Annotated in this window: 23 protein-coding genes, 1 tRNA gene and 1 pseudogene; 21 read left to right on the top strand and 4 right to left on the bottom strand. The window is 65.3% G+C overall.

Annotated features, from left to right (window positions below; translation table 11 throughout):
* The 15 genes and pseudogenes from CA234_RS15480 to CA234_RS15415 all read left to right on the top strand — a co-directional run.
* Positions 1–727, top strand: a pseudogene (locus CA234_RS15480) (hypothetical protein); the annotation flags it as partial.
* Between the two features lie 11 nt (positions 728–738).
* A complete protein-coding gene (locus CA234_RS25250) occupies positions 739–861 on the top strand; it encodes a hypothetical protein (RefSeq protein ID WP_277600102.1) in 123 nt (40 codons plus the stop codon).
* Positions 862–910: 49 nt separating this feature from the next.
* Complete coding sequence (locus CA234_RS15475) at positions 911–1,477, top strand: hypothetical protein (RefSeq protein WP_126002126.1); 567 nt, start codon at positions 911–913, stop codon at positions 1,475–1,477.
* A complete protein-coding gene (locus CA234_RS15470; protein ID WP_126002125.1) occupies positions 1,462–1,671 on the top strand; it encodes a hypothetical protein in 210 nt (69 codons plus the stop codon). Before CA234_RS15475 ends, CA234_RS15470 begins: the two co-directional genes overlap by 16 nt.
* Positions 1,668–2,069 (top strand): DUF3168 domain-containing protein, encoded by a 402-nt coding sequence (locus CA234_RS15465; protein WP_126002124.1) that lies wholly within the window; start codon positions 1,668–1,670, stop codon positions 2,067–2,069. Before CA234_RS15470 ends, CA234_RS15465 begins: the two co-directional genes overlap by 4 nt.
* Positions 2,070–2,244: 175 nt before the next feature.
* Positions 2,245–2,652, top strand: coding sequence for a phage tail protein (locus CA234_RS15460; RefSeq protein ID WP_126002123.1), 408 nt, complete (start codon positions 2,245–2,247; stop codon positions 2,650–2,652).
* On the top strand, positions 2,649–2,963 hold the full coding sequence (locus CA234_RS15455; RefSeq protein WP_125974699.1) for a gene transfer agent family protein: 315 nt from the start codon (positions 2,649–2,651) through the stop codon (positions 2,961–2,963). Before CA234_RS15460 ends, CA234_RS15455 begins: the two co-directional genes overlap by 4 nt.
* Entirely contained in the window at positions 2,960–3,154 is a 195-nt protein-coding gene (locus tag CA234_RS15450) for a phage tail assembly chaperone (RefSeq protein WP_125974697.1), read from the top strand. The genes CA234_RS15455 and CA234_RS15450 overlap by 4 nt, the downstream gene beginning before the upstream one ends.
* The gene (locus tag CA234_RS15445; RefSeq protein WP_125974695.1) at positions 3,147–3,707 is read left to right on the top strand and encodes a tail tape measure protein; all 561 of its coding nucleotides are present in this window, start codon (positions 3,147–3,149) and stop codon (positions 3,705–3,707) included. The genes CA234_RS15450 and CA234_RS15445 overlap by 8 nt, the downstream gene beginning before the upstream one ends.
* The gene (locus CA234_RS15440; protein ID WP_126002122.1) at positions 3,707–5,965 is read left to right on the top strand and encodes a DUF2460 domain-containing protein; all 2,259 of its coding nucleotides are present in this window, start codon (positions 3,707–3,709) and stop codon (positions 5,963–5,965) included. The genes CA234_RS15445 and CA234_RS15440 overlap by 1 nt, the downstream gene beginning before the upstream one ends.
* On the top strand, positions 5,962–6,768 hold the full coding sequence (locus CA234_RS15435; RefSeq protein WP_125974691.1) for a DUF2163 domain-containing protein: 807 nt from the start codon (positions 5,962–5,964) through the stop codon (positions 6,766–6,768). Before CA234_RS15440 ends, CA234_RS15435 begins: the two co-directional genes overlap by 4 nt.
* The gene (locus CA234_RS15430; RefSeq protein ID WP_125974689.1) at positions 6,765–7,151 is read left to right on the top strand and encodes a peptidoglycan endopeptidase; all 387 of its coding nucleotides are present in this window, start codon (positions 6,765–6,767) and stop codon (positions 7,149–7,151) included. Before CA234_RS15435 ends, CA234_RS15430 begins: the two co-directional genes overlap by 4 nt.
* Complete coding sequence (locus CA234_RS15425; RefSeq protein WP_125974687.1) at positions 7,151–9,313, top strand: phage tail protein; 2,163 nt, start codon at positions 7,151–7,153, stop codon at positions 9,311–9,313. The genes CA234_RS15430 and CA234_RS15425 overlap by 1 nt, the downstream gene beginning before the upstream one ends.
* Positions 9,310–9,813 (top strand): DUF2793 domain-containing protein, encoded by a 504-nt coding sequence (locus tag CA234_RS15420; protein WP_125974685.1) that lies wholly within the window; start codon positions 9,310–9,312, stop codon positions 9,811–9,813. Before CA234_RS15425 ends, CA234_RS15420 begins: the two co-directional genes overlap by 4 nt.
* A 108-nt stretch (positions 9,814–9,921) precedes the next feature.
* Positions 9,922–11,058: an OmpA family protein gene (locus CA234_RS15415; protein WP_125974683.1), complete on the top strand. Its 1,137-nt coding sequence runs from the start codon at positions 9,922–9,924 to the stop codon at positions 11,056–11,058.
* A 155-nt stretch (positions 11,059–11,213) separates the two neighbouring features.
* On the opposite strand, the gene CA234_RS15410 is transcribed toward CA234_RS15415, so the two are convergent.
* On the bottom strand, positions 11,214–11,948 hold the full coding sequence (locus tag CA234_RS15410; protein WP_125974681.1) for a folate-binding protein YgfZ: 735 nt from the start codon (positions 11,946–11,948) through the stop codon (positions 11,214–11,216).
* A gap of 45 nt (positions 11,949–11,993) precedes the next feature.
* On the opposite strand from CA234_RS15410, the gene CA234_RS15405 reads away from it, so the two are divergent.
* The gene (locus tag CA234_RS15405) at positions 11,994–13,319 is read left to right on the top strand and encodes a dihydroorotase (RefSeq protein WP_126002121.1); all 1,326 of its coding nucleotides are present in this window, start codon (positions 11,994–11,996) and stop codon (positions 13,317–13,319) included.
* Between the two features lie 43 nt (positions 13,320–13,362).
* Here the strand turns inward: CA234_RS15405 and CA234_RS15400 are convergent, their stop codons facing one another.
* Positions 13,363–14,151, bottom strand: coding sequence for a DUF1134 domain-containing protein (locus CA234_RS15400; RefSeq protein ID WP_126002120.1), 789 nt, complete (start codon positions 14,149–14,151; stop codon positions 13,363–13,365).
* A gap of 162 nt (positions 14,152–14,313) precedes the next feature.
* Here CA234_RS15400 and CA234_RS15395 point away from each other — a divergent pair.
* The 3 genes from CA234_RS15395 (at position 14,314) to CA234_RS15385 (ending at position 17,423) form a co-directional block, all read left to right on the top strand.
* Positions 14,314–14,406: transfer RNA gene (locus CA234_RS15395), tRNA-Ser, on the top strand.
* A 305-nt stretch (positions 14,407–14,711) separates the two neighbouring features.
* Positions 14,712–15,371: a hypothetical protein gene (locus tag CA234_RS15390; protein ID WP_126002119.1), complete on the top strand. Its 660-nt coding sequence runs from the start codon at positions 14,712–14,714 to the stop codon at positions 15,369–15,371.
* Positions 15,372–15,587: 216 nt separating this feature from the next.
* The gene (locus tag CA234_RS15385; protein WP_126002118.1) at positions 15,588–17,423 is read left to right on the top strand and encodes a funZ protein; all 1,836 of its coding nucleotides are present in this window, start codon (positions 15,588–15,590) and stop codon (positions 17,421–17,423) included.
* Positions 17,424–17,668: 245 nt separating this feature from the next.
* Here the strand turns inward: CA234_RS15385 and CA234_RS15380 are convergent, their stop codons facing one another.
* Positions 17,669–18,253, bottom strand: coding sequence for a recombinase family protein (locus CA234_RS15380; RefSeq protein WP_126002117.1), 585 nt, complete (start codon positions 18,251–18,253; stop codon positions 17,669–17,671).
* 265 nt (positions 18,254–18,518) lie between these two features.
* Here CA234_RS15380 and CA234_RS24630 point away from each other — a divergent pair, with 265 nt between their 5' ends.
* Complete coding sequence (locus tag CA234_RS24630) at positions 18,519–19,706, top strand: HNH endonuclease (protein ID WP_206431212.1); 1,188 nt, start codon at positions 18,519–18,521, stop codon at positions 19,704–19,706.
* Positions 19,707–19,741: 35 nt separating this feature from the next.
* Here CA234_RS24630 and CA234_RS15370 read toward each other — a convergent pair whose 3' ends face one another.
* Positions 19,742–20,002 (bottom strand): helix-turn-helix transcriptional regulator, encoded by a 261-nt coding sequence (locus CA234_RS15370; protein WP_126002116.1) that lies wholly within the window; start codon positions 20,000–20,002, stop codon positions 19,742–19,744.
* Between the two features lie 118 nt (positions 20,003–20,120).
* On the opposite strand from CA234_RS15370, the gene CA234_RS15365 reads away from it, so the two are divergent.
* Positions 20,121–20,834, top strand: coding sequence for a hypothetical protein (locus CA234_RS15365; RefSeq protein WP_126002115.1), 714 nt, complete (start codon positions 20,121–20,123; stop codon positions 20,832–20,834).
* Positions 20,835–21,358: the final 524 nt, after the last annotated feature.

Below are 21,358 nucleotides of genomic sequence, written 5' to 3'. Positions count from 1 at the left end.
TTGCGGCTCCGGTCGTTGCGGGGCCAACGGTTCGTGCCGCCCCGGCGGCGGGGGCGGTGGCGGCGGCATGGTGCAGCTGCTGCGCTTCGCCGCCGCGGCGCATGGGACCTCCGAATCGGTGACGGTGGGGGCGGGCGGCAATGGCGGTCCCTCGCCGGGCACCGCCGCTGCGAACGGCGTCGCCGGCGGCGGCGGCGGCGCGAGCCTGCTGGGCGCGCTGATCCGCGCCGATGGCGGCAATGGCGGCGGTGCCGGCCAGGCCGCCAATGCATCGGGCGGCGCCGCGTTGCCCGTCGGCACCTTCGGCGCAGTGGGCAGCGGCGGGGCAAGCGCCTCGACCGCGACCGCGGGGCTGGGCGGCAACGGCGCCACCGGCGGCGGCGGCGGCGGCGCGAGCCTCGATGCGAGCAATGCCGCGCGGGGTGCGGCGGCCGGTGGCGCGGGATCGGGCCATGCGGCTTCGCCCCTCGCCGGCGGGACGGCGGGCACGGCGACCGTCCCCACCGGCGGAGCGGGCGCTGCGGCCGACCCCGCGCTGCAATCCGGCGGCGGCGGCGGCGGTGGCGGCTTTTCCGGCAACCTGACCGGCAATGCCGGCGCCGGGGGTGCCGGGGGTACCCCCGGCGGTGGCGGCGGCGGCGGCGGCGCGTGCGACACCGGCTTCTCGCCGGGCGCGGGCGGCAATGGCGGGCGCGGCGAGGTCCGCGTCATCTGGACCTTCGGCTGAGGAGCGGGGCGATGGCAGTCTATCGGGTGATCGAGGCGGGCGAGGTGGTCAACCGGATCGAGTGGGACGGCACGTCCCCCTATGATCCAGGCGAGAACCGGACGCTGGAGGCCGAGGCGGAAGCCGGCGCCTGAGCCGGGGCCGCAGTAACGCGCGGCGGCAACCAACAGAGGGAGAAGAACCATGGACGCACCGCCCTTTCCGGCGGCGGCGATCGCGAGCGCGAGCGCGGCGGTGAAGGACTATCTGCGCATGGCGAACGGCACCGACGATGCCGCCGTCACCGCCGCGGTCCAGACCGCGCTGGCGCTGGGCGAGGCCTTTACCGGCACCGCCTGGATCGCGCGCCAGTGGCAGGCCTGGCTCGGCCGCTCGCCCGATTGGCAGCGGCTGCCGGTGGCGCCGGTGACCGCGATCGGCGCGGTGGAGACGGTCGATGCCGCCGGCACGGCGACGGCGCTGCCGGTGACGGCGTACACGATCGATCTGGATGCGCGCGGCGAGGGCTGGGTGCGGCTGGCGCCCCCGCCGGTGCCGGTGCGGGTGCGCGTGACCTTCGTGGCGGGCACCGCGCCGGGCTGGGACAGTCTGCCGCCGCCGCTCGCGCAAGGCGTGGTGCTGCTCGCGGCGCATCTGCTCGAGGCGCGCGGCGACGCATCGGTGCCGCCCGCGGCGGTGGTGGCATTCTGGCGGCCGTGGCGGCGGCTGCAACTGATGGCGGGAGCAAGGCGGCAATGCTGGAGCAGCTGAAGGCGCGCGCCGAAACCACGGGTCGCGCGGCGGCCACGGATGCGGCCGGGCGATTGGCCGAGCGGGTGCGCGAAGCGGTGCCGGGCGTGTCGGTGGCGGTCGAGGGCAGCGCGGTCACGCTGGCGGGGCGGGGGCTGTGGCGGCGCTGGCTCGCCGACCCGGCGCTGCGCTGGCTGGGAGGGCTCCTGCGATGAGCCCGCAGGAAGCGATCACCGCGGCGATGCGCACGGCGCTGACCGGCACGGGGGCCTTGTCGACGCCGGTGAACGGCGTGTTCGATGCGCCGCCGCAGCGCGCGGTGCGGCCCTATCTGCTCGTCGACGAGGCGATGCTGACCGACTGGAGCACCAAGGACCAGGATGGTCGCGAGGTACGCACCTCGGTGCTGGTGCGCGACGCCGGGCCCGCGCGGCAGCGGGTGCGGGCGCTCGCCGCGGACGTCGAGGCGGCGATCGCGGCAATACCCGCGGCGCTCGGCGGCGGCTGGCGGATCGTCAGCCGGGTGCTGGTCCGCACGCGGGTAGTCGACGAGGGCGCGAGCGGGGTGACGGCGGTGGTCGAGCACCGGGTGCGGATGCTGCGGGGCGGGTGATTGCCCCCTCCACCACGCCGCTGGCGCGGCGCGGTCCCCCTCCCCCGCTTCGCGGTGGAGGAGACGCTATCCGCACAAGGGTTTCCTCTCCCGCGAAGCTGGGGAGGGGGACCGCCGCCGAAGGCGGTGGTGGAGGGGGCAAGCCACCCCCCCAAACAACCAACAGGAGACGAACATGGCAGCGGAAAAAGGCAGTGCCTTCCTGCTCAAGGTGGGCAATGGCGCGACGCCGGTGGTCTATGCCACCGTGGCGGGGCTGCGGACGACGCAGCTTTCGGTGAACGGCGAGGCGGTGGCGATCACCAGCAAGGATTCGGGCGGCTGGCGCGAGCTGCTGTCCGGCGCCGGGGTGCGATCGGTGAGCGTGTCCGCCGCGGGCGTGTTCACCGGATCGACGGCCGAGGTCCGCGTGAAGGCCAATGCGCTCGCCGGCACGCTCGACGATTATCGGCTGAGCTTCGAGAGCGGCGAGACGATGACGGGCAAGTTCCTCGTGACGAGGCTCGATTATGCCGGCGATTTCAACGGCGAGCGCAGCTACACGCTGAGCCTGGAAAGCTCCGGGCCGGTGGTGAGCGCATGACCGGCACGGCCAATCCGGTGCGCGGCGAGGCGACCCTGCGGGTGGGCGGGGTGCCGCTCGTCCTGCGGCCGAGCTTCGAGGCGCTGGTCGCCGCCGAGGCCGAGCTGGGCCCGCTGTTCGCGCTGGTCGAGCGTGCCGCGGCAGGGCGGCTGGCGCTGGGCGAGATGGTCGCGCTGTTCTGGCACTGCCTCAAGGCGGCCCCCGAGGGCATGACGCGCGAAGCCTTTTCCGAAGGCGTGGCCGAAGCCGGGCTGGTGGCGGCGACGCCCGCGCTCAAGGCGCTGATCGGCCAGATCCTGGCGGGGCGGTGACGAGCTTCGCCGAGGCCGCCGGGCGGCTGGCCGGACTGGCGGGGCTCGCCTTCGGCTGGAGCCCCGATCGGTTCTGGCGAGCGACCCCGGCCGAGCTCGCCGCGCTGCTGGCCGCCGCCATGCCCGAGGCGGGGGAGCCGCCGAGCGCGGACCTGATCGCACGATTGCAGGAGCAGTTTCCCGATGGATGAGGAAATCGAACGGCTGGTGGTGTCGGTGCGGGCCGATACCGCGGGCTTCGCGCGCGACGTGGATGCGATGCGCGGCACGCTGGAAGGGCCGCTGGCCACGGGCGTCGACCGGGCGGGCAAGACGATCGAGACGACGCTGCTGCGCGCGGTGCAGACCGGCAAGCTCGGCTTCGACGATCTCGCCAAGATCGCGATCCGCGCGCTGGAAGAGATCGCCAAGTCGGCGATGGGCATCAGCTTGCCCTCGAGCCGCGGGGGCGAGAGCGCGGGCGGCGTGCTGTCGCTGCTCGGCGGGCTGCTCGGGCTGCCCGGCCGCGCGACCGGCGGGCCGGTGAGCCCGGGGCGCCCCTATTGGGTCGGCGAGCGCGGGCCCGAGCTGTTCGTGCCGACCAGCGCGGGGCAGGTGGCGCCCGCCAGCGGGCAGGGTGGTGGGCGCGACGTGCGCGTGTCGATCACGGTCAACGCCGCCGCCGATGCCGCGCCCAGGGCGCTGGCGCAATCGAGCCGGCAGGTGGCGCGGGCGGTGCGCTCGGCACTGGCGGGGCTCGACTGATGGGCTGGTGGCTCGCCCAGCGGCGGCGCGACCAGGCGACGGGCGTGATCAGCCGGTTCGATCCCGTCTATTGGACGGTCAACTTTCCCCGGCCGATGATGGCGAGCGTGGTCACCACCGCGCCCGATGCGCTGCGCGTCGACCTGGTGTTCCAGCGGCGCGGCGATCTCGCCGGGCTGATCTGGGAGGCCGAGGACCGCTGGGACCATCCGCTGCTTGCGTACGCTACCGCGCGCGACTTTCGCGGTTGCCGGCTGCGGTTCCGCTGGCGCTCGTCCGGGGTGATCGCGCTCGACGCGGTCAACGGCCCGGTGCTGACGATCGAGGGGCGGGATGCAGGCGGCGCGCCGCGCGCCTGGTATGTGCGGCTGTGGAACTATGCCAGCGGAGCGGCCGACGATGCCGAGGTGACGATCGACTTTGCGGATGTCGCGGGCGGCTTCCTGCTGCCGGGCGAGGCGGATCCGGTCTGGGCCGGGGATGTCGACCGGATGTTCGTCTCGCTGGTGCCGCCGGGCTATGTCGCGGGCGACACCATGCCGCTGGCGGCGGCGAGCGAGGGCTGGGTGGCGCTGACCGGCATCGCCTGCGACGGGCCGGGATCGGTGCTGGCGATCGGCGACGTGGTGGTGCCCGAGCACGGCCTGTCGATCGCGACCGGCTATGACGACGGCTACAACCAGACGCCGGCGCGGCTGCTGCGGAACGTCCTGCAGCTCGGCTATCGCGGCGACATTCTCCATTATGTCGGCATGAGCCATTATTTCCGGCTCGAACCCGCCTCGGGGGGCTTCTATGCGAGCCTGGCCGGCGGGGCGCTCAACCGGGCCTGCGCGGCCTGGCATGCGGACTTTGCCGCGCGGGCCAAGGCGCTCGGCTATGGCGTGATCTGGTCGCTGAGCTACGAGCTGCTCGACCAGCATTGCTGGGGCGACTGGAAGCAGCGCGCCGCCGACGGCAGCCCGGCGCTGACCGGGTGGAGTCCGCCCTCGACCTTGCTCTCGCCCGCGCACGCCGGGGCGATGGCCTATCTGCGCGCGGTGGCGCTGGCGTTCGTCGGTACCGCGCAGGCGGCGGGGCTGGCGGTGAAGTTTCAGGTGGGTGAGCCGTGGTGGTGGGTGATGGCCGATGGGCGCCTGTGCATCCACGACGCGGCGGCGCAGGCGGCGCTGGATAACCCCGCAGCGCAGAATCTGAAGGGTACGGTAAACACCGCCGTGCTCGATGCGGCGGGGGCGTTGCTGGCGGCCTCGACGCTGGCACTGCGCGACGCGGTGAAGGCCGCCGCGCCGGAAGCGCAGGTGCTGCTGCTCACCTATCTGCCGACCGTGCTCGATCCCGCGATGCCGGAGGCGAAGCGCGCCAACATGCCGGTCGGCTGGGCCTCGCCCGCCTTCGATGTGCTCCAGCTCGAGGATTATGACTGGGCGGCGGCAGGCAATGCGGCGGCCTCAGAGCGGGCGGTCGCGGCGGCGCAGGCGCGGCTCGGCTATCCGGCGGCGCGGCAGCATTATCTCGCCGGCTTCGTGCTGCGCGCCGAGGACCGGCTCCAGTGGCGCGCGATCGCGGAAGCCGCCGAGCGCGGCCGCGCGCGCGGGGTCGCGGCGACCTTCGTGTGGGCGCTGCCGCAGGTGGCGCGCGACGGTTTCACCCATTTCGACCAGGAGGCGGATTTGACGCCCTTCGACGACGTGTCCTTTCCGATCGCGCTCGGCCGCGAGGCCGAGGTGGTGCCCGAGCTCTCCACCGCGATCGTCACCAGCGCGGGCGGCGCCGAGCGGCGCAACGCCGCCTGGGCGCAGGCGCGGACCCGCTATGATGTCGGGCCCGGCGTCCGCTCCGAGGCGGACATCGCGGCGCTGCTCGGCTTCTACCGGGCGCGGATGGGGCCGGCGCGCGGGTTCCGGCTGCGCGACCCCTTCGACTATGAGGCGAAGGACCAGCTGCTCGGCACCGGCGACGGCCAGACCGCGCGCTTCCAGCTCATCAAGAGCTATGGCGAGACGGTGCGGCGGATCACCCGGCCGGTGGCGGGCACCGTGGCGCTCAAGCTCAATGGCGTGGCGACCTCGGCCTTCACCCTCGGCGATGGCGGGGTGGTGACGCTCGACGTCGTGCCCGCAGCAGGCGTGAAGCTCACCGCTTCCTTCCTGTTCGACGTGCCGGTGCGCTTCGCCGAGGACCAATTGCGCGTCAGCCGCGCGACCTTCCTTGCCGGGGCCGCCGCCTCGGTCCCGCTGGTGGAGATCCGCGAATGAGCTGGCTCGACGGCACGCTGACCACCGTCACCCTGTGCTGGCGGATCGAGCGGCGCGACGGGGTGACGATCGGCCTCACCGCGCACGACCGCGACCTGCTGATCGACGGGGTGCTGTACCGCGCCGCGCCGGGGATGACCCCCAGCGCGGTCGAGCGCAGCGCGACGCTGGAGGCGGACAGCATGGACGTGCACGGCATGCTCTCCGGTGACGCCATCTCCGAGACGGACCTGCTCGCCGGCCGCTGGGACTTCGCTCGCGTCGCGCTGTTCGCCACCGACTGGACCGCGCCGGGCGAAACGGTGGCGCTCGGCGAGGGGACGATCGGCGCGATCGAGACCCGCGACGGCGCGATCACCGCCGAGCTGCGCGGGCTCACCGCCGCCTTCGATGCGCCCGTGGCCGAGGCGACCTCGCCCGACTGCCGCGCCGAACTGGGCGATGCGCGCTGCCGCGTGGCGATGGCCGGTCGGCGGCGCTTCGCTCGCGTGGCTGCAGTGGCCGGTGCGGTGGTGACGCTGGACGCCGCCGAACCCACCGCCAATGCCTATGGCAATGGCCGGCTGCGCTGGCTCGGCGGAGCGAACGGCGGGCTGGAGGACGCGATTGCCGCGTCCGAGGGCAACCGCGTGACGCTCCGCCGCCCGCCGCGTTTCGATGGGGTGGGGGCGCTGGTCGAGCTGATCGAAGGCTGCGATGGCCGGTTCGAGACCTGTTCGGGCCGGTTCGCCAACGCCGCCAATTTCCGCGGCGAGCCGTACCTGCCGGGCACCGACCTGCTTACCCGGTATCCCGGCGCATGAGCGGCGCGGCGGTGGTGGCAGCCGCGCGGGCGGCGCTGGGTGCCCCCTTTCAGCTGCACGGGCGCGAGGTGGCGACGGGGCTCGACTGTGTCGGGCTGGCGGTAGTCGCGCTCGGACGCGGCGCGCCTGCCGACTACCGGCTGCGGACCGGCGATGCGGCTGGCACCGCGGCGCAGCTGCGGGCGGCAGGGCTCATCGAGGTCGCCGAGGCGGCACCCGGCGACCTGCTGCTGTGCCGCAGCGCGCCCGGCCAGCTGCACCTCGCGATCCGCTGCGAAGACGGGATCATCCATGCGGACGCGATCGCGCGCCGCGTGGTCGAGCGGCCCGGCCCGGTGCCCTGGCCGGTGCTGAGCTGCTGGCGTCTGGGGGAGGAAGGCTGATGGCGACGGTGGTGCTGACGGTGGCGGGCGGGCTGATCGGGGGACCCTTCGGCGCGGGGCTGGGGAGCCTGATCGGCAACACGATCGATCGCCAGCTGCTTTTCAAGCAGGGCCCGCGCGAAGGCCCACGACTCGCCGACCTGCGCGTGCAGACCTCGAGCTACGGCACCGCGGTCCCGCAGCTGTTCGGGACGATCCGGGTGGCGGGCAGCGTGATCTGGGCGACCGACCTGATCGAGCATCGCGCCACCGAGGGTGGCGGCAAGGGCCGACCTTCCACCACTGCCTATAGCTACACGGCATCGTTCGCGGTTGCGCTGTCGACGCGGCCTATCCTGGGCGTGGGTCGGATCTGGGCGGACGGCCAGCTGCTTCGCGGCGCGGCCGGCGACTTCAAGGTGCGCACCGGCTTTCGCCTCTACACCGGTGCCGAGGACCAGCCGGTAGATCCTTTGATCGTGTCGATCGAGGGCGCGGGCAAGGCGCCCGCGCATCGCGGCACCGCCTATGCGGTATTCGAGGACCTGGAACTCGCGACCTTCGGCAACCGCATTCCCCAGCTGAGCTTCGAAGTGATCGCCGATGCGGAGCCCGTCCCGGCCGGCCGTATCGCCCAGGCGCTCGGCGCGGCGGCGGAGGGGCTCACCACGTCGCTGCGCGGCTTCTCCGCGCAGGACTCGCTGCGGACCACGCTGGACGCGCTGTGCGCGGCGACCGGTGCCTGGGTGCAGAGCGACGGCAATGCGCTGACTCTGCAGACCGGCCCGGGCGCGGCGCGGGCAATGTCCGACGGCGGGGTCGGCGCCGATGCCGAGCCCACCGGCCGCGGGGTGCGCGCCATCGCGCCAGCGGACGCTGCGCCGCGGCGGCTGAGCATCGGCTATTATGATCCGGCGCGCGACTATCAGGCGGGCGTGCAGCAGGCGTCGCGCCAGGGCACCGGCACGCGGGAGACTAGGATCGACCTGCCCGCCGTACTCGATGCCGGATCGGCCAAGGCGATGGCGGCCGGCGCGCTGGCCCGCACCGATCTGGCCAGAGAGCGCCGCACGCTGACGCTGGGCTGGGAGGCGCTGACGCTCGCGCCCGGCGCGCGCGTCACGATCGACGGCGCACCCGGCCAGTGGCGGGTGGATCGCTGGTCGCTCGAGAATATGGTGGTGAAGCTCGAATGCGTGCCGATCGCCGAGGCGCCGCTATCGGGTGCGGCGAGCCCCGGCCGCTCGGTCCCGGCGCCCGACTCGCAACGCGGCAGCACCATCCTGGTACCGTTCGAACTGCCGCCGCTGGACGAGGTGGCGGCGACGGCGCCGAACCTCGTCGTCGCGGCGGCGGGCACCGGCAGCGGCTGGCGCCGCGCGGCGTTGCTCGCGAGCGGCGATGGCGGCGCGAGCTGGGCCCCGGCGGGGGAGACGGCCTATCCGGCGATCCTCGGCACGGTGCGCGTGCCGCCGGGCCCGGCGCGCGCGGCGCTGATCGATGGCGCGGGCTATGCCGAGGTCGAACTCGCCCGCGCCGACATGGCGCTGGCCAATGCGGACATGGCGGCGCTCGATGCCGGTGCCAACCTGGCGATGCTCGGCGACGAACTGCTCCAGTTCGGCCGGGCTACGAACCTTGGCGGCAACCGGTGGCGCCTGGCGCAGCTGTGGCGCGGGCGGCGCGGGTCCGAAGCGGCGATCGGTACCCAGCGCGCGGGCGACCACTTCGTGCTGGTGACGCGCGACACGCTCAAAGCGCTCGAGCTTCGCGTTGCGATCGGCGCGACCGTCCAGTTGCTGGCGCAAGGGTCCGACGACCCGATCGACGCGCCGGCCGTACCCGCACGGTCGACCGGCATCTCGCTGCTGCCGCCGTCGCCGGTGCAGCTCCGCGCAACTCGGCAGGGGGAGGCCACGCGGATCGGCTGGACACGGCGCAGCAGGGTCGGCTGGGTGTGGCGCGACGGCGTCGACGTTCCGCTCGGCGAGGAGAGCGAGCGGTATCAGGTCGAGATCTTGCGCGGGGGCGAGCGAAGCGTGCTGCTGCTGGACGCGCCCGGGCTGACGCTTTCCGCCGCCGACCGGGCGCTGCCGCTCACGCTGACCGTCCGCCAGCTCGGCACGCACGGCCTGTCCCCCGCCGCGCAGCTTTCGCTTCCCAGCCTTGGAGACGACCGATGACCGTTTCGCCGACGCCGCGCCTGGCGCTGCCGCTGCTCGAACCCGGGCAGGCGCAGAAGGAGATGTTCCACAACGAAGCCCTGGCACTGCTCGACATCGCGACGCAGGCGGCCGTGGTCGCGGCGATGGTGAACGTGCCGCCTACCGCGCCGACGATCGGCCAATGCTGGATCATCGGTGGTGCACCGCAAGGCGCCTGGGCCGGGCAGGGCGGCAAGCTCACAGGTTGGACCGAGGGTGGCTGGCGATTTTTGACGCCGCAGGACGGCATGCGGGTCTGGGTCGGGGCAGACCAGGCGCTGGCGCTCTACAGCGGCGGAGAATGGTACCAAGGGCGGACCTATGGAAGACTTTTTATCGAAGGACGACAAGTAGTTGGTCCTCGGCAGCCGAATGTGGCGGAACCGACGGGAGGCACGACGGTTGACGCAGAGGCGAGAAGGGCGATCTCTGCGGTCGTGCAAATGTTGCGCCAACACGGGTTGATCGGTGTCGATTAACATGTGACGTTTGTGCAACAGTCCGCAGGTTTGTGCGCTTGCGCCGAAACTTTGGTTTGAGTAGTGAGTTTGGCCTGTCCGTAAGGACGACCATGAAAGGGGATTATGATGCGGAAGCTTGCCGTCACTTTGGCGCTCGCCACGACCGCGCTCAGCACGCCCGCCTTTGCCCGCGACGACGCGTGGTATGTGGGTGTTGAAGGCGGCGCGATGCTCGTCGAGGACATTCACTTCGACGTCGGCGCCAGCCAGGATGCTGTGACGCAGAACAACAACCATGCCGGCTGGGATGTCGGCGGTAACATCGGTTATGATTTCGGTCCGTTCCGTGCGGAAGCCGAAGTCAGCTACCGCCGTGTTTCCGGCAGCGAGATTCGCTCGTCGGTCGGCCTGCCGATCAACCTGACGACCGGTGCAGCCACGCTTCCGGCGGGTTCGTACAGCCAGGTCGGCAGCAAGACCTCGGCGCTGTCGTTCATGGTCAATGGCCTGCTCGACTTCGGCGACGACAACGGCCTGCAGGGCTTCGTCGGCGGCGGTGCGGGTGTCTCGCGCGTGAAGAACGACCTGTTCCTGCGGGGCGTTTCCTCGACGCTGGACGATTCCGACACCGTGTTCGCATGGCAGGCGCTGGCCGGCGTCCGCGCGCCGATCAACAAGAATGTCGACGTGTCGCTGAAGTACCGCTTCTTCAACGCGCCCGACGTCAAGCTGGTCGACATCGGCGGCAACCAGTGGAAGGGCCGCTTCCGTTCGCACAGCCTTCTGGTCGGCCTGACCTACAACTTCGGTGCGCCGGAAGAGCCCGTTGCTCCGCCGCCGCCGCCGCCGCCGCCGCCGGTTGCCGAGCCGGCTCCGCCGCCCCCGCCGCCCCCGGCGCCGGAAGCCAAGGTCTGCACGCCTGGGCCGTACATCGTGTTCTTCGACTGGAACAAGTCGGACATCACGCCGGAAGCAGCGAGCATCCTGGACAATGCGATCAGCAACTATGCCGATTGCAGCAACACCAAGGTTGTCATCGCCGGCTACACCGACCGTTCGGGTTCGGCGAGCTACAACGTTGGTCTGTCGCAGCGTCGCGCCGACACGGTCCGCAGCTACATGGGTGGCAAGGGTATCCCCGACGCCGCGATGTCGGCGCAGGGCTTCGGCGAGAGCAACCCGCGCGTTCCGACCGCCGACGGCGTTCGCGAACTCCAGAACCGTCGCGTGGAAATCACCTACGGTCCGGGTTCGGGCATGTAATTGCCACCTTCCCGCAAGGGATGGGCGCAAAGAGGGGAGACCGGGCAACCGGTCTCCCTTTCTTTTTGTGCATTTGCCGGGGCCGTGGGGCAGGCGCGGCGATCCGTGCCGCGCGCGTGCGGCAATCTAGACCCTGTCCTCCATTCCGATGCGGGTCAGGCGTCCGCCGCGAGCGCGGTGGCGAGCCAATCGGGCACCAGTGCGTCGCCCAGCGCTTCGACGCGGCGCAGTTCGACCATCTTGCCGAGCGCCGGGTAGGCGGCACGGGTGCGATCGCCCGGTTCGCCGAGCGGGACGACGACCAGCCGGCGGTTGACCTTGGCGCGATAGTGCATCCGCGCGGTGTTCTCCTGGCCCACATAGCAGCCCTTGGTGTAACTGACGCCGTGCAGCTCCTCGGCATTGCATTCGAGCCACAGTGTCTTGTCGCTGCCCAGTTCGTCCATGCCTTCGGTGACCCCCAGCGACAGGCGATGCGCCCGCCAGGCGTGCGCCGCGCTTTCGCCCGCGACGTCGCCCAGCCAGCGATAGCCGAGCGCCGCCAGCCGCGGGTCGGCAACCGCACCGGGCTGCGGCGATGGCGACCAATGCACGCCGCCCTCGATCGGCGCGATCGTGATCGCGCGGCGCAGGCGGTACATGGTCAGCCGGCGGGCGATGGCGTCGCGGGCGCTCGCCTCGCAGTCGATCAGGATCGCATCGCCGTCCGCCCAGAGGAGGAAATCGAACAGCGCCTTGCCCTGGGGGGTGAGCAGCCCCGCCCATTGCGGCGTCTGCGGCGTGATGCTGGCCATGTCCTGCGGCAGCAGCCCCTGCAGAAAGCCGCGAACATCGTCGCCGGAGAGGCGCAGCAGCGCGCGATCGTCGAGCCAGGTGCTGGTATCGTCCATGCCGAACAGGTAGGACGCGGCAAACGCTGACGAAAGAGGCAAGCCATGGCGAATGTCGAACTCAAGCTGCGCGGCGGCCGCGTGCATCTCCCGGGCGGACCGGCGGCAGTCGATGTCGGCGTCTCCGGCGGCAAGATCGTCGCGATCGGCCAGGTGGGCGATGCGGGCGAGACGATCGACTGCACCGGGCTCGACGTGCTGCCTGGCGTAATCGACAGCCAGGTCCATTTCCGCGAGCCCGGCCTCGAATATAAGGAAGACCTGGAAAGCGGCAGCCGCTCGGCGGTGCTCGGCGGGGTGACCGCGGTGTTCGAGATGCCCAACACCAAGCCCAATACCGACAGCGCCGACGCAGTGGCCGACAAGCTCCGCCGCGCACACCACCGCATGTGGTGCGACCATGCCTTCTATGTCGGCGCGACCAACCACAATGCCGAGCATCTGGCGGAGCTGGAGCGCCTGCCGGGCACGGCGGGCGTGAAGATCTTCATGGGCGCCTCAACCGGCGACCTGCTGGTCTCCGACGATGCCAATCTGGCGCGGGTGCTGGCTTCCGGACATCGCCGCGTGGCGATCCATGCCGAGGACGAGTTCCGCATGCAGGACCGGCTCGGTGAGCGGGTGGCGGGCGATCCCGCGTCCCATCCCGTGTGGCGGGACGACGAAAGCGCGATCCTCGCCACCCGCCGCATCCTGCGGCTGGCGCGCGCGGCGCGGCGGCGGATCCACGTGCTGCACGTGACGACCCCGGCGGAGCTGGAACTGCTCGGCCAACACAAGGACATCGCGACCTGCGAGGTCACCCCCCAGCACCTGACGCTGGCGGGCGAGGAGGCCTATCCGGCGATCGGCACCTTTGCGCAGATGAACCCGCCGATCCGCTCGGGCGCGCATCGCGACGGGCTTTGGCACTGGCTGCGCCAGGGCGTGCCCGACGTGCTCGGCTCGGACCATGCGCCGCACACGCTGGAGGAGAAGGCCAAGGCCTATCCCGACAGCCCGAGCGGCATGCCGGGCGTGCAGACGTTGCTGCCGCTGATGCTCAACCATGTGGCGGAAGGCCGGCTGACGCTGCAGCGGCTGATCGACCTGACCAGCGCCGGACCGCAGCGCATCTTCGGGCTGGTTGGCAAGGGGCGGATCGTGCCCGGCTACGACGCCGACTTCACCGTGGTCGACCTCAAGGCGCGCTGGACGGTGGACGAGGCCTGGCTGGCGTCGCGCTGCGGTTGGTCGCCGTTCAACGGCATGGAACTCACCGGCCGGCCGGTCGGCACGATCATTCGCGGCAACCGGGTGATGTGGGAAGGCCAGCTCGCCAACCAGGCGATCGGGGAGCCGATGAAGTTCGAGGCGGTCGAATTCGGCTGAGGGCAGGGGCGGGGCTGCCGATGCGGCCCCGCCCGGCACCCGATCAGAAGGGCAGCCAGCGCTGCTTTTCGCTGAACTTCATATAGCCGGCGTTGACCCCCAGCCGCCAGCCTACGCCCAGCCGCACCGGGATCAGCACGATATCGCCGCGGCGGAGATACGAGGCCGAGAAGCCGCCGACGAAATAGGCGTGGCCTTCGCCCTGCGGGAAGCGCTTGTAGATCTCCTGGCTGTCGTAGAGATTGTAGACCAGCACGAACACCTTGTTGGCGTCCCCGCCCAGGTCGAAGCCGATCGACGGGCCGGTCCAGTAGATCGGGCGCTGGCCCTCCACCTTGTGAAACATCTGCCCCTTGCCGTAGCGCAGGCCGACGCCGATCGCGCCCGACGCCTCGCTGCCGGCGATATAGGCATTGGGCTTGCCCTGGTCCTTGAGAATGTCCTCGAGCAGCTTGGCGAGGCCCGAGGCACCCTTGCCGAACGTGCCTTCGGCCGCGGCGAGCAGATCGTCCTTCTCGAACGTGTCGGTCGCCGCCTGGCGGGCCGACGTCGCCGACGGGTCGGCAGCGGCGGGCGAGGCGGGCGCCGGCTGGGCTGGCGACGGCGGGGTATCCACGGGCGGCGGCGCCGTGTCGGCCGGCGGATAGGATTCCTGCATCTGGGTCGGCGGCGGCGCGCTCTGCGGCGGTTGCTGCTGCTGCGACGGCGGCGACTTCAGGTCCGAATCGATCGCGGTATTGGGGTCGATCGTCGTCATCTGGGCCGACGCGGGCACGCTGCCCAGCCCGGTGACGGCAACTGCCAGAAGCGTGAACCAACCCGATCGCATCATCAAAATTTCCCGAACCCTGCTGCTTTTGCGGGCTGCACCCTAGGGGCGCGCGGCTGTCGCGGCAATGAATGGGCGCCCGATCCACTCGATTTCGCGTCCATGTGGTTATCCCCGTTGATTGCGGGCGAAGGGCTCGTTATAGGGCTCGACCTCGGCGCATCCGGAGACGTGGGTGAGTGGCTGAAACCAGCGGTTTGCTAAACCGCCGTACGGGGATTACTCGTACCGAGGGTTCGAATCCCTCCGTCTCCGCCATGTGCCGTGCTAAGCCCCTGATTTAATTGCGAAAATCAGGGGTGCCGTTGGCTCAGCAATCAATTCGCCCAACATTCACTTTGTCATTGGCAGCGGAAGCGCTGAGCGGCGACGGACCCTCCACGTGCAAGTTTCCACCATCCGCCTTTTCAATGGCTTAGGTGCATAAGCAGGTGGATTGTCTCACAGCGTTATCTCGCACCTCCAACCTGAATGGTGTTGGATGTTCCCCGCGTTACGCTCTAGCTTTGAGTGCTCGTGAGCGCTTGTTAGCATGCGAATCGTGTATCGGCATTGGGGGTGCGATGAAGAGGCTTTTGAGCGTCGCAGTGTTGGCAACAGCGCTTTGGACCATCCCAGCGGAAGCGAAGGCTTACAGGTTCATATTCAACGGATCGGTCTACCTCGTTGAAGGCGACGCGTCCGGCACTGGAGTGCGAACCGGCGACGCAATACGCGCTTCATTCGTACTCGATGATGCCTCTGCTACTTTGCAGAGCAAGTTGGCCGTAGGCGGTGGCATTTACAGCATCTATGCCGTGCCCCTAACGGGCTTCAGGCTTTCGATTGGGACGTACAGTGTCAACCAGAGCGTCGCGGGCGGATCGCTCGTCTATATGGATCAGAGCTTCGGGGCGGACGGAATAGTGGTGAGCACTAGCGGTTTGCCCGGCGGACCGTTCGATAGCACGTTCACCAACGTGCAGTTCCAAGCTCGCGGCCCTACTAGCGCGATCGACGGCAGCGGTATCGGCAACGGTTTTCCGTATGACCGTTTCGAGCCCAGCTTCGTAGCATTTTTTGGGAACGGGAAATCGGTTGAGAGGGTGTGGGGTAGTTATTCCCTCGCGTCAGTTAGTGCAGTTCCAGAGTGCAACACGTGGGGTTTCCTGCTGGCAGGTTTCGGGCTCATTGGTTTGATGATGCGGTTTCGCTGCGGAGGTCGAACCCTAGCGAACCGGTGATGTAGGTGGCGAGCCTGTTCTAATCCTTCCCGCTCCGCCAACCACCTCTATAACCATTTGAAATTTCACGGTTTGTTTGAGTGGTCGCTGGCCTTAGACTCACAATTCAGCCAACATGCCGATGTGCGCTCTGCATGTAGCCAAGCTTAAAATGACAACGTATCATTGCTCCTTTGTCAGGGTAGACCTGCTTGGTCATGCGGGCGAGGAGATACGATGCTTCCGGTTCCAGAGATTGATTTCGGCCCGATTGACGCCGTGAACTATCGGCAGAGGGACAACAAAAACCTTCTCAGCAAAATTCTCTATAAAGAGCATTTTTTGGACGAGATTGTTCGCCCAAGTAAGTTCTTTCTGATCGGTGAAAAGGGAACAGGTAAGACCTCTTATTCTGTCTATCTTGAGAATAATGATTATGAGAACACGCGTGCGCGAGTAATAGAGCTAAACGCTACGGACTATCAGAAATTTGTTGCGTTGAAGCGCGCTGGCAAGCTTGAGGTGTCGAGCTACACCGATGCATGGAAGGTCATCCTTCTGCTTCTGATGTCGGACGCAGTTGAGAAGCTAGTTCCCGACAATATGGTCTGGACAAGTAAGTTCAAGGCGATCCGCGAAGCGACGACAGCCTACTACAACGACGCCTTCAAGCCAGAAGTAGATTACAGCTTGGAAATGGTGAAAGATTCAGAAGCCGCGTTGGCCCTGATGACTAAGTTTTTACAAGCATCTGAAAAAGATAAGATAAGCGAGAAACTATCTAGTACCAATTTTCAGATAAGCCTCTTTTCCCTCCAAAAGCAGTTCGAAGATGCTATTGCGTCGCTTAGCATTCCGAAGAACGTAATCCTTTTCATCGATGGCATCGATATCCGCCCACAGGAGATACATTACAATGAGTACATTGAATGCATTCGGGGGCTCGCCAATGCCACATGGCAGTTGAACTCAGAATTTTTTGCGAATGTCAAAGATTCTAAAGGGCGCCTGAAAGTATGCTTGCTAATGCGACCTGATATCCTTGATCAGATGGGCTTTCAGAATCTAAATGCCAAAGTTAGAGACAATGGTGTCGTTCTAAATTGGCAAACGATTTACGACAATTTCAGTTCCTCCCCGATTTTTCATCTCGTAAATGGCATTATTACGAAGCAGCAAAATATCAATGAACAGAATGCGGATGCGGTATGGAAGCACTACTTTCCATACACGGTGCAGAATCAACGCATATCCGAAAAGGCGGATGATCCGTTTATCGGATTTCTTCGATATTCCTTTTATAGACCTAGGGATATCGTTCAGTATCTGACGCTGATGGCCGATTATATTGCTCAACATATGGCGGACAAATCTCATTTCACTGAGAAGGCTTTCCATCGTTGCGAAAAGGACTTTTCCGAGTACTTACTCGGTGAGGTTAAGGACTATCTCAGCTTTTATTATGGCAACGTTGACTTTGATCAGATCGTAGGGTTTTTCTCGATGTTCGAAGGAAGAAATAACTTCTCATGGGATCAATTTTGCGCAGCCTTCGAAAAGTACAGGGGCGGCCTCCCAGCAGACGAGATCACAGTTGAGGAGCTTAAAGGTAAACCGAAGGATTTCCTGCAATTCCTATATTCGCTAAATATTATTGGATATTTGGAACCAGAGGAATTCGGCGGCAACTTTATTCATTGGTGCTTTAGGGATCGCACTCCGGTCAAGCTTCGACCAAAGGTGAAGGACGGCTTGCATTACACCGTCCATCCTGGCCTCGCACGCTCATTGCTTGTCGGTCGCTCCGCTGGCGCCCGCTCCACCCGACCAGCAAGGCCCTCCAAGCACAGTAAAGTCCGGCCCGCCACCAAGCTCAGCCAGCGCGGCAGCGGGCGCTCACAGGTTCGCAGTGAGACTGATCGCAGGCGCCCTGTGCAGGCCGTAGAGAAAAGCGCCCCCTTGAAGCCAAAGAATGATAGCGGAACAGGGCTTAGCCAGTCGAAGGCCGCCATTCGTCGACGAAAGCGCCGGGCGAACAAGCGTCAGCAGGCCCAGGAGAATCGGGAGCAGTAACCATCGCATTGGAGAATCCTAGATCATGTGCAAGTTGACCGTTTACGGTCAACGACTCAGAAAATGCGGCAATGGAAAACCTAGAGCGTCTTCGCCCAAGGTGAAAACGCTCTAATGGGTGGCGCCGTGCCCCGGTAGAGTATACCCGAGTAGGGCGCCGGAAGCAGACGCGCGTTCCTATTCGCCGGAGAGGTCCCGACAAGCGCTCTAGGAGTGGGTCTAGAGCCTTATGGAACAGGTTGGCGCTATTGCGCCCCCACAGCACAATAGCGCTTCACCGTGGCAGGGGATAAGCCGAACTGATTGGCAGTGGCAGCGATGCTCGCCCGGTTCTCTTTCCTCCATGCACGAACGTTCACGGCATCTGCCGCCTTCGGGCGTCCAAGGCCCATTTTTCCCCGATGCGTCTTGCCAGTGGCGGCAAGTGCGGCCCTAGCCGCATCCCTACCTGCTTCGCAGCGCTCTTTGATCCTGTTGCGCTCCATATCCGCCATCTGCGCTAGCACAGCGACAATGAGCTCCCCTACACCCTTCCCAATGGGACCAAGGCCCAGCACGTCTACGGTGACGCCCTTGGCGATGAGCATTCGTACTGTTGTCTGCACATCGAGTGCGTCCCGGCCCAGGCGATCGATCGCAGCTACGCACACCGTATCTCCTTCCCGAACGTAAGACAGGAGGCTAGCAAAACCCGGACGATCAGCAGCTAGCGTTGCCCCCGACACTCCTTCGTCAACGAACTCTTTGTCGAAGGTTCCGCTGAGGGCATTCCTTTGCGCCTCGACGCTTTGATCGTTGGTGGAACAGCGAAGATAGCAGATGCGGCTCATGTCGGTTCGACTCGCTCAAAAGATATGCTATCATTATGAGCGTAGCGAACAAAGAGTCCAGATATCTTTTGAGCCATGGCTGCCGATTTTGCGACGCCTAGCTCATGAGGTACAAGTTGTGAGCCGGGTGTCGGGGAACGAGTAGCAAAGCCCAAGTCTCATCTCGGGCACCCATTCCAATTCGCAGATGGTGTTGCATTTCTCACGGGCCCTTGCTCAACCTTTGCAGGTGACGTGAAGACCGTTCCCGGGGGAGGGGCTGCAAGTGGCAAAGCAAAGACGCGCTGGATTGGTAACTGACAGGGGCGCCGTTCTTAAGGCTGTGAAGGAATGTGATAGACTCGGTCGGGCGCAATTTTTGAGTAAGTATGGGTATGCCCCAGCTAAGGCATACTTTCTCTTATATGCTGGCCGAAAGTATGATTCGAAGGCGATTGTCGGTGTTGCATTCGGTCACCAATACGACACAAAAGCTTTAGAGAATTACGAGTTTACCGGGGGCGCGGCTTCCGTGAAGTTGATACTTGAGCGCCTGGGATTTGTAGTGAAAGCCAACGATGGCGAGGGATTTTCTGTCGAGATTTGCTCTGCATCACTGAATATTAATGAGGTTTATACTAGGAACCAGCTTCGGTCTAAATTTTCAATCACCGCAAGTAGTATCAACAACGGCGTGTTCAGGCCTAGCGGAAGTAAGTCAATCTGGCTATTCGTAACCAACGAAAAGCCGAAAGATCGCCCTCAGCTTGTAGATCGCTTGGAAGGCGACATCCTTTATTGGCAGGGCCAGCCGGAGGGACGCACGGATAAGATGCTCATTGACCATGAGGCGAATGGCGAAGAGATAATCCTGTTCTACCGCGACCGAGTCAGGCAATATGACGGCGCTGGATTTCGATACGAAGGGCGTTTTGCCTATGTGTCCCACGAGGGTGGAAAGCCCGCCTCTTTCGTATTCAAACGATATAGCGAACGATCAACTGATAGGCTGATTGAAAAACAAATCGATTTTGACCCAGGCAGCGTCGAGGACGCTCGCGAGGCCACCCTTGGGGCCATTCGGCGGCGGCAAGGCCAGGCGAAGTTTCGGGCTGACTTGATGGACGCTTACGACGGTCGTTGTGCAGTAACAGGATGTCAATATGCTCCCCTGCTTGAAGCTGCACACATCCACCCTTACCGGGGTCGAGAGACCAATCACGTGAGTAATGGCCTTTTGCTAAGGGCGGACATTCACACCCTCTTTGATTTAGGTCTCATAGCCGTGTTTCCCGATGGGGCGCTTGATATTTGTCCGACGTTGGCGGCAACGGAGTACGCCAGCCTGTCGCGATTGATGTTTCCCAAAAAGGTTGCGGCTCGGCCTAGCGACAAGGCGCTCGCTTGGCACCGCAGGGAAGTCGCCACAAAGGAGGCCCGTGCTGCGCTGTCTGCAAAACTCAAAGCCTTGTGATGTGATGCTTCGCTGCACTTGACACGGGCGGGGCACTAAAGAGCGATGAGAGCCGCCAGGTTTGCGCGCAGGTTTGTCAGCAAGGCGCCGGGTTTCTCATCAAGAGCTTCGGCAATAGCTATAAATTCGAGCACATCCAACCGGCGCTCAAGAAGCTCGATCTTGTTGACAAACGACGGGGGCTTGCCGAGCCTGCGAGCTAGTTCGCGTTGGCTGACCCCGCACTCCTGGCGGAACATCGATAGGGTTTCAATCAGCGCCCGGTAATCCGGCGAAACCACCCAACCGCGCTTCATTCTATCGCCCCGACGACCACGAGGCTGTTCAGTTATCTCCTATTGCGATTGTCCCCATTTTGGGGACACATGGGGCCGCCCATTGGATTTGTCGGCGCGCAGCGAGGGGAGGTGCAAAGTGACCCTAGTCTTCTGGTTCTGCTTGATCGGTTTCGCGCTTATCGGAGTGATTTTTGGAGCCGTCCGTCTCAGCGCGTGGAGCGATGGGGAAAGAGCGAAAATCGTGGCGAAGCATGAAGCTAAGATGCGCTCGATGCATGCCATCGAGGGCTTCAACCCCGAGTTACTTTACGAAGGTCAGCAGCAAGGCGTCGCGCTGGCGCTCGATCCTGAAGCACGAAAGTTCGCCATTGGTCTCCCGAACGCGGCAACACGCGTTTACAAGTTCGAGCAGTTGATCGCGGTCGAGGTGGTTCGCAACGGGGAAACCATTACGACCACGCGAGGCACGATCGACACCCAAGGAGCCGCGTTAGGCACGCTTCTCGCTGGGCCGGTTGGCGGGCTGTTAGCCGGAGCCAAGACGCATTCGGTAACGACAACCGAGACACGCACCACCGCTTTGTCGTTGAAGCTCGTCCTCAATGATCTGCATCTGCCAACCGCCCACGTCGTGTTCTTCCTGGCAGGAGGCCCCGGTCGGGGAGAAAACAGCTTTGCAATGCACGAAGGGCTGAAGGCGCTGGACGAGTGGTACGGAAGATTCAAAACGATCTTGGTAAATTTGGAACGGCGGGTGGGTGCGGCTGATCGTGAATTTGAATTCGTTCAAACCGAACCCCTTCCTGAACCCGAGCAGAAAGGTTGGATGGCGCGTACATTCAGCCCGTAGATTCATAACCGAAGTCTTAGATTTCTGGAGCTTCCTCTATACCGTAGGTCTTTCAGTTTTACCCTGAAAATACTTAAAGCTCACATCAGAATATATAGCACTACGGAAACTGAGAATGTTTAGGCATATTTATATATATTTACATAATATTTAAGATATTAAATTTAAATGATCCGAATTTATAAATCTATTTAAACTTATTTCTTAATGCAAAACAAATGATTCGAGAAATTGATATAATTTACTGGTTTAAAAGGGTGCTGTCTGATTAGAGAAGTGAATTTAAATGTAAGCTCACCACCGGCCCCCCGAAGGGGATGGCCTTAACATTTCTCAGAGTTGGATAATCCCCCGCACCATTCCGAACTGAATCTCATTGGATTGAGATTATAATCGCAGGGAATAGTGCGGGAGATTTCATCGACATTTCTCGTCGGTGGGGTGAAGAATTCTAGCTGACCAAGCGGATCGGCGGAAGCCGTGTTTCCGATCCATCAAATTCCTAATCCGCTGCCTTCCGGCAG

The organism is Sphingomonas sp. ABOLE (assembly GCF_003950455.1).
Lineage (GTDB): Bacteria > Pseudomonadota > Alphaproteobacteria > Sphingomonadales > Sphingomonadaceae > Sphingomonas > Sphingomonas trueperi.
The sequence above is the reverse complement of the archived record's forward strand: the minus strand, read 5'-3'. Positions and strand labels throughout refer to the sequence as shown.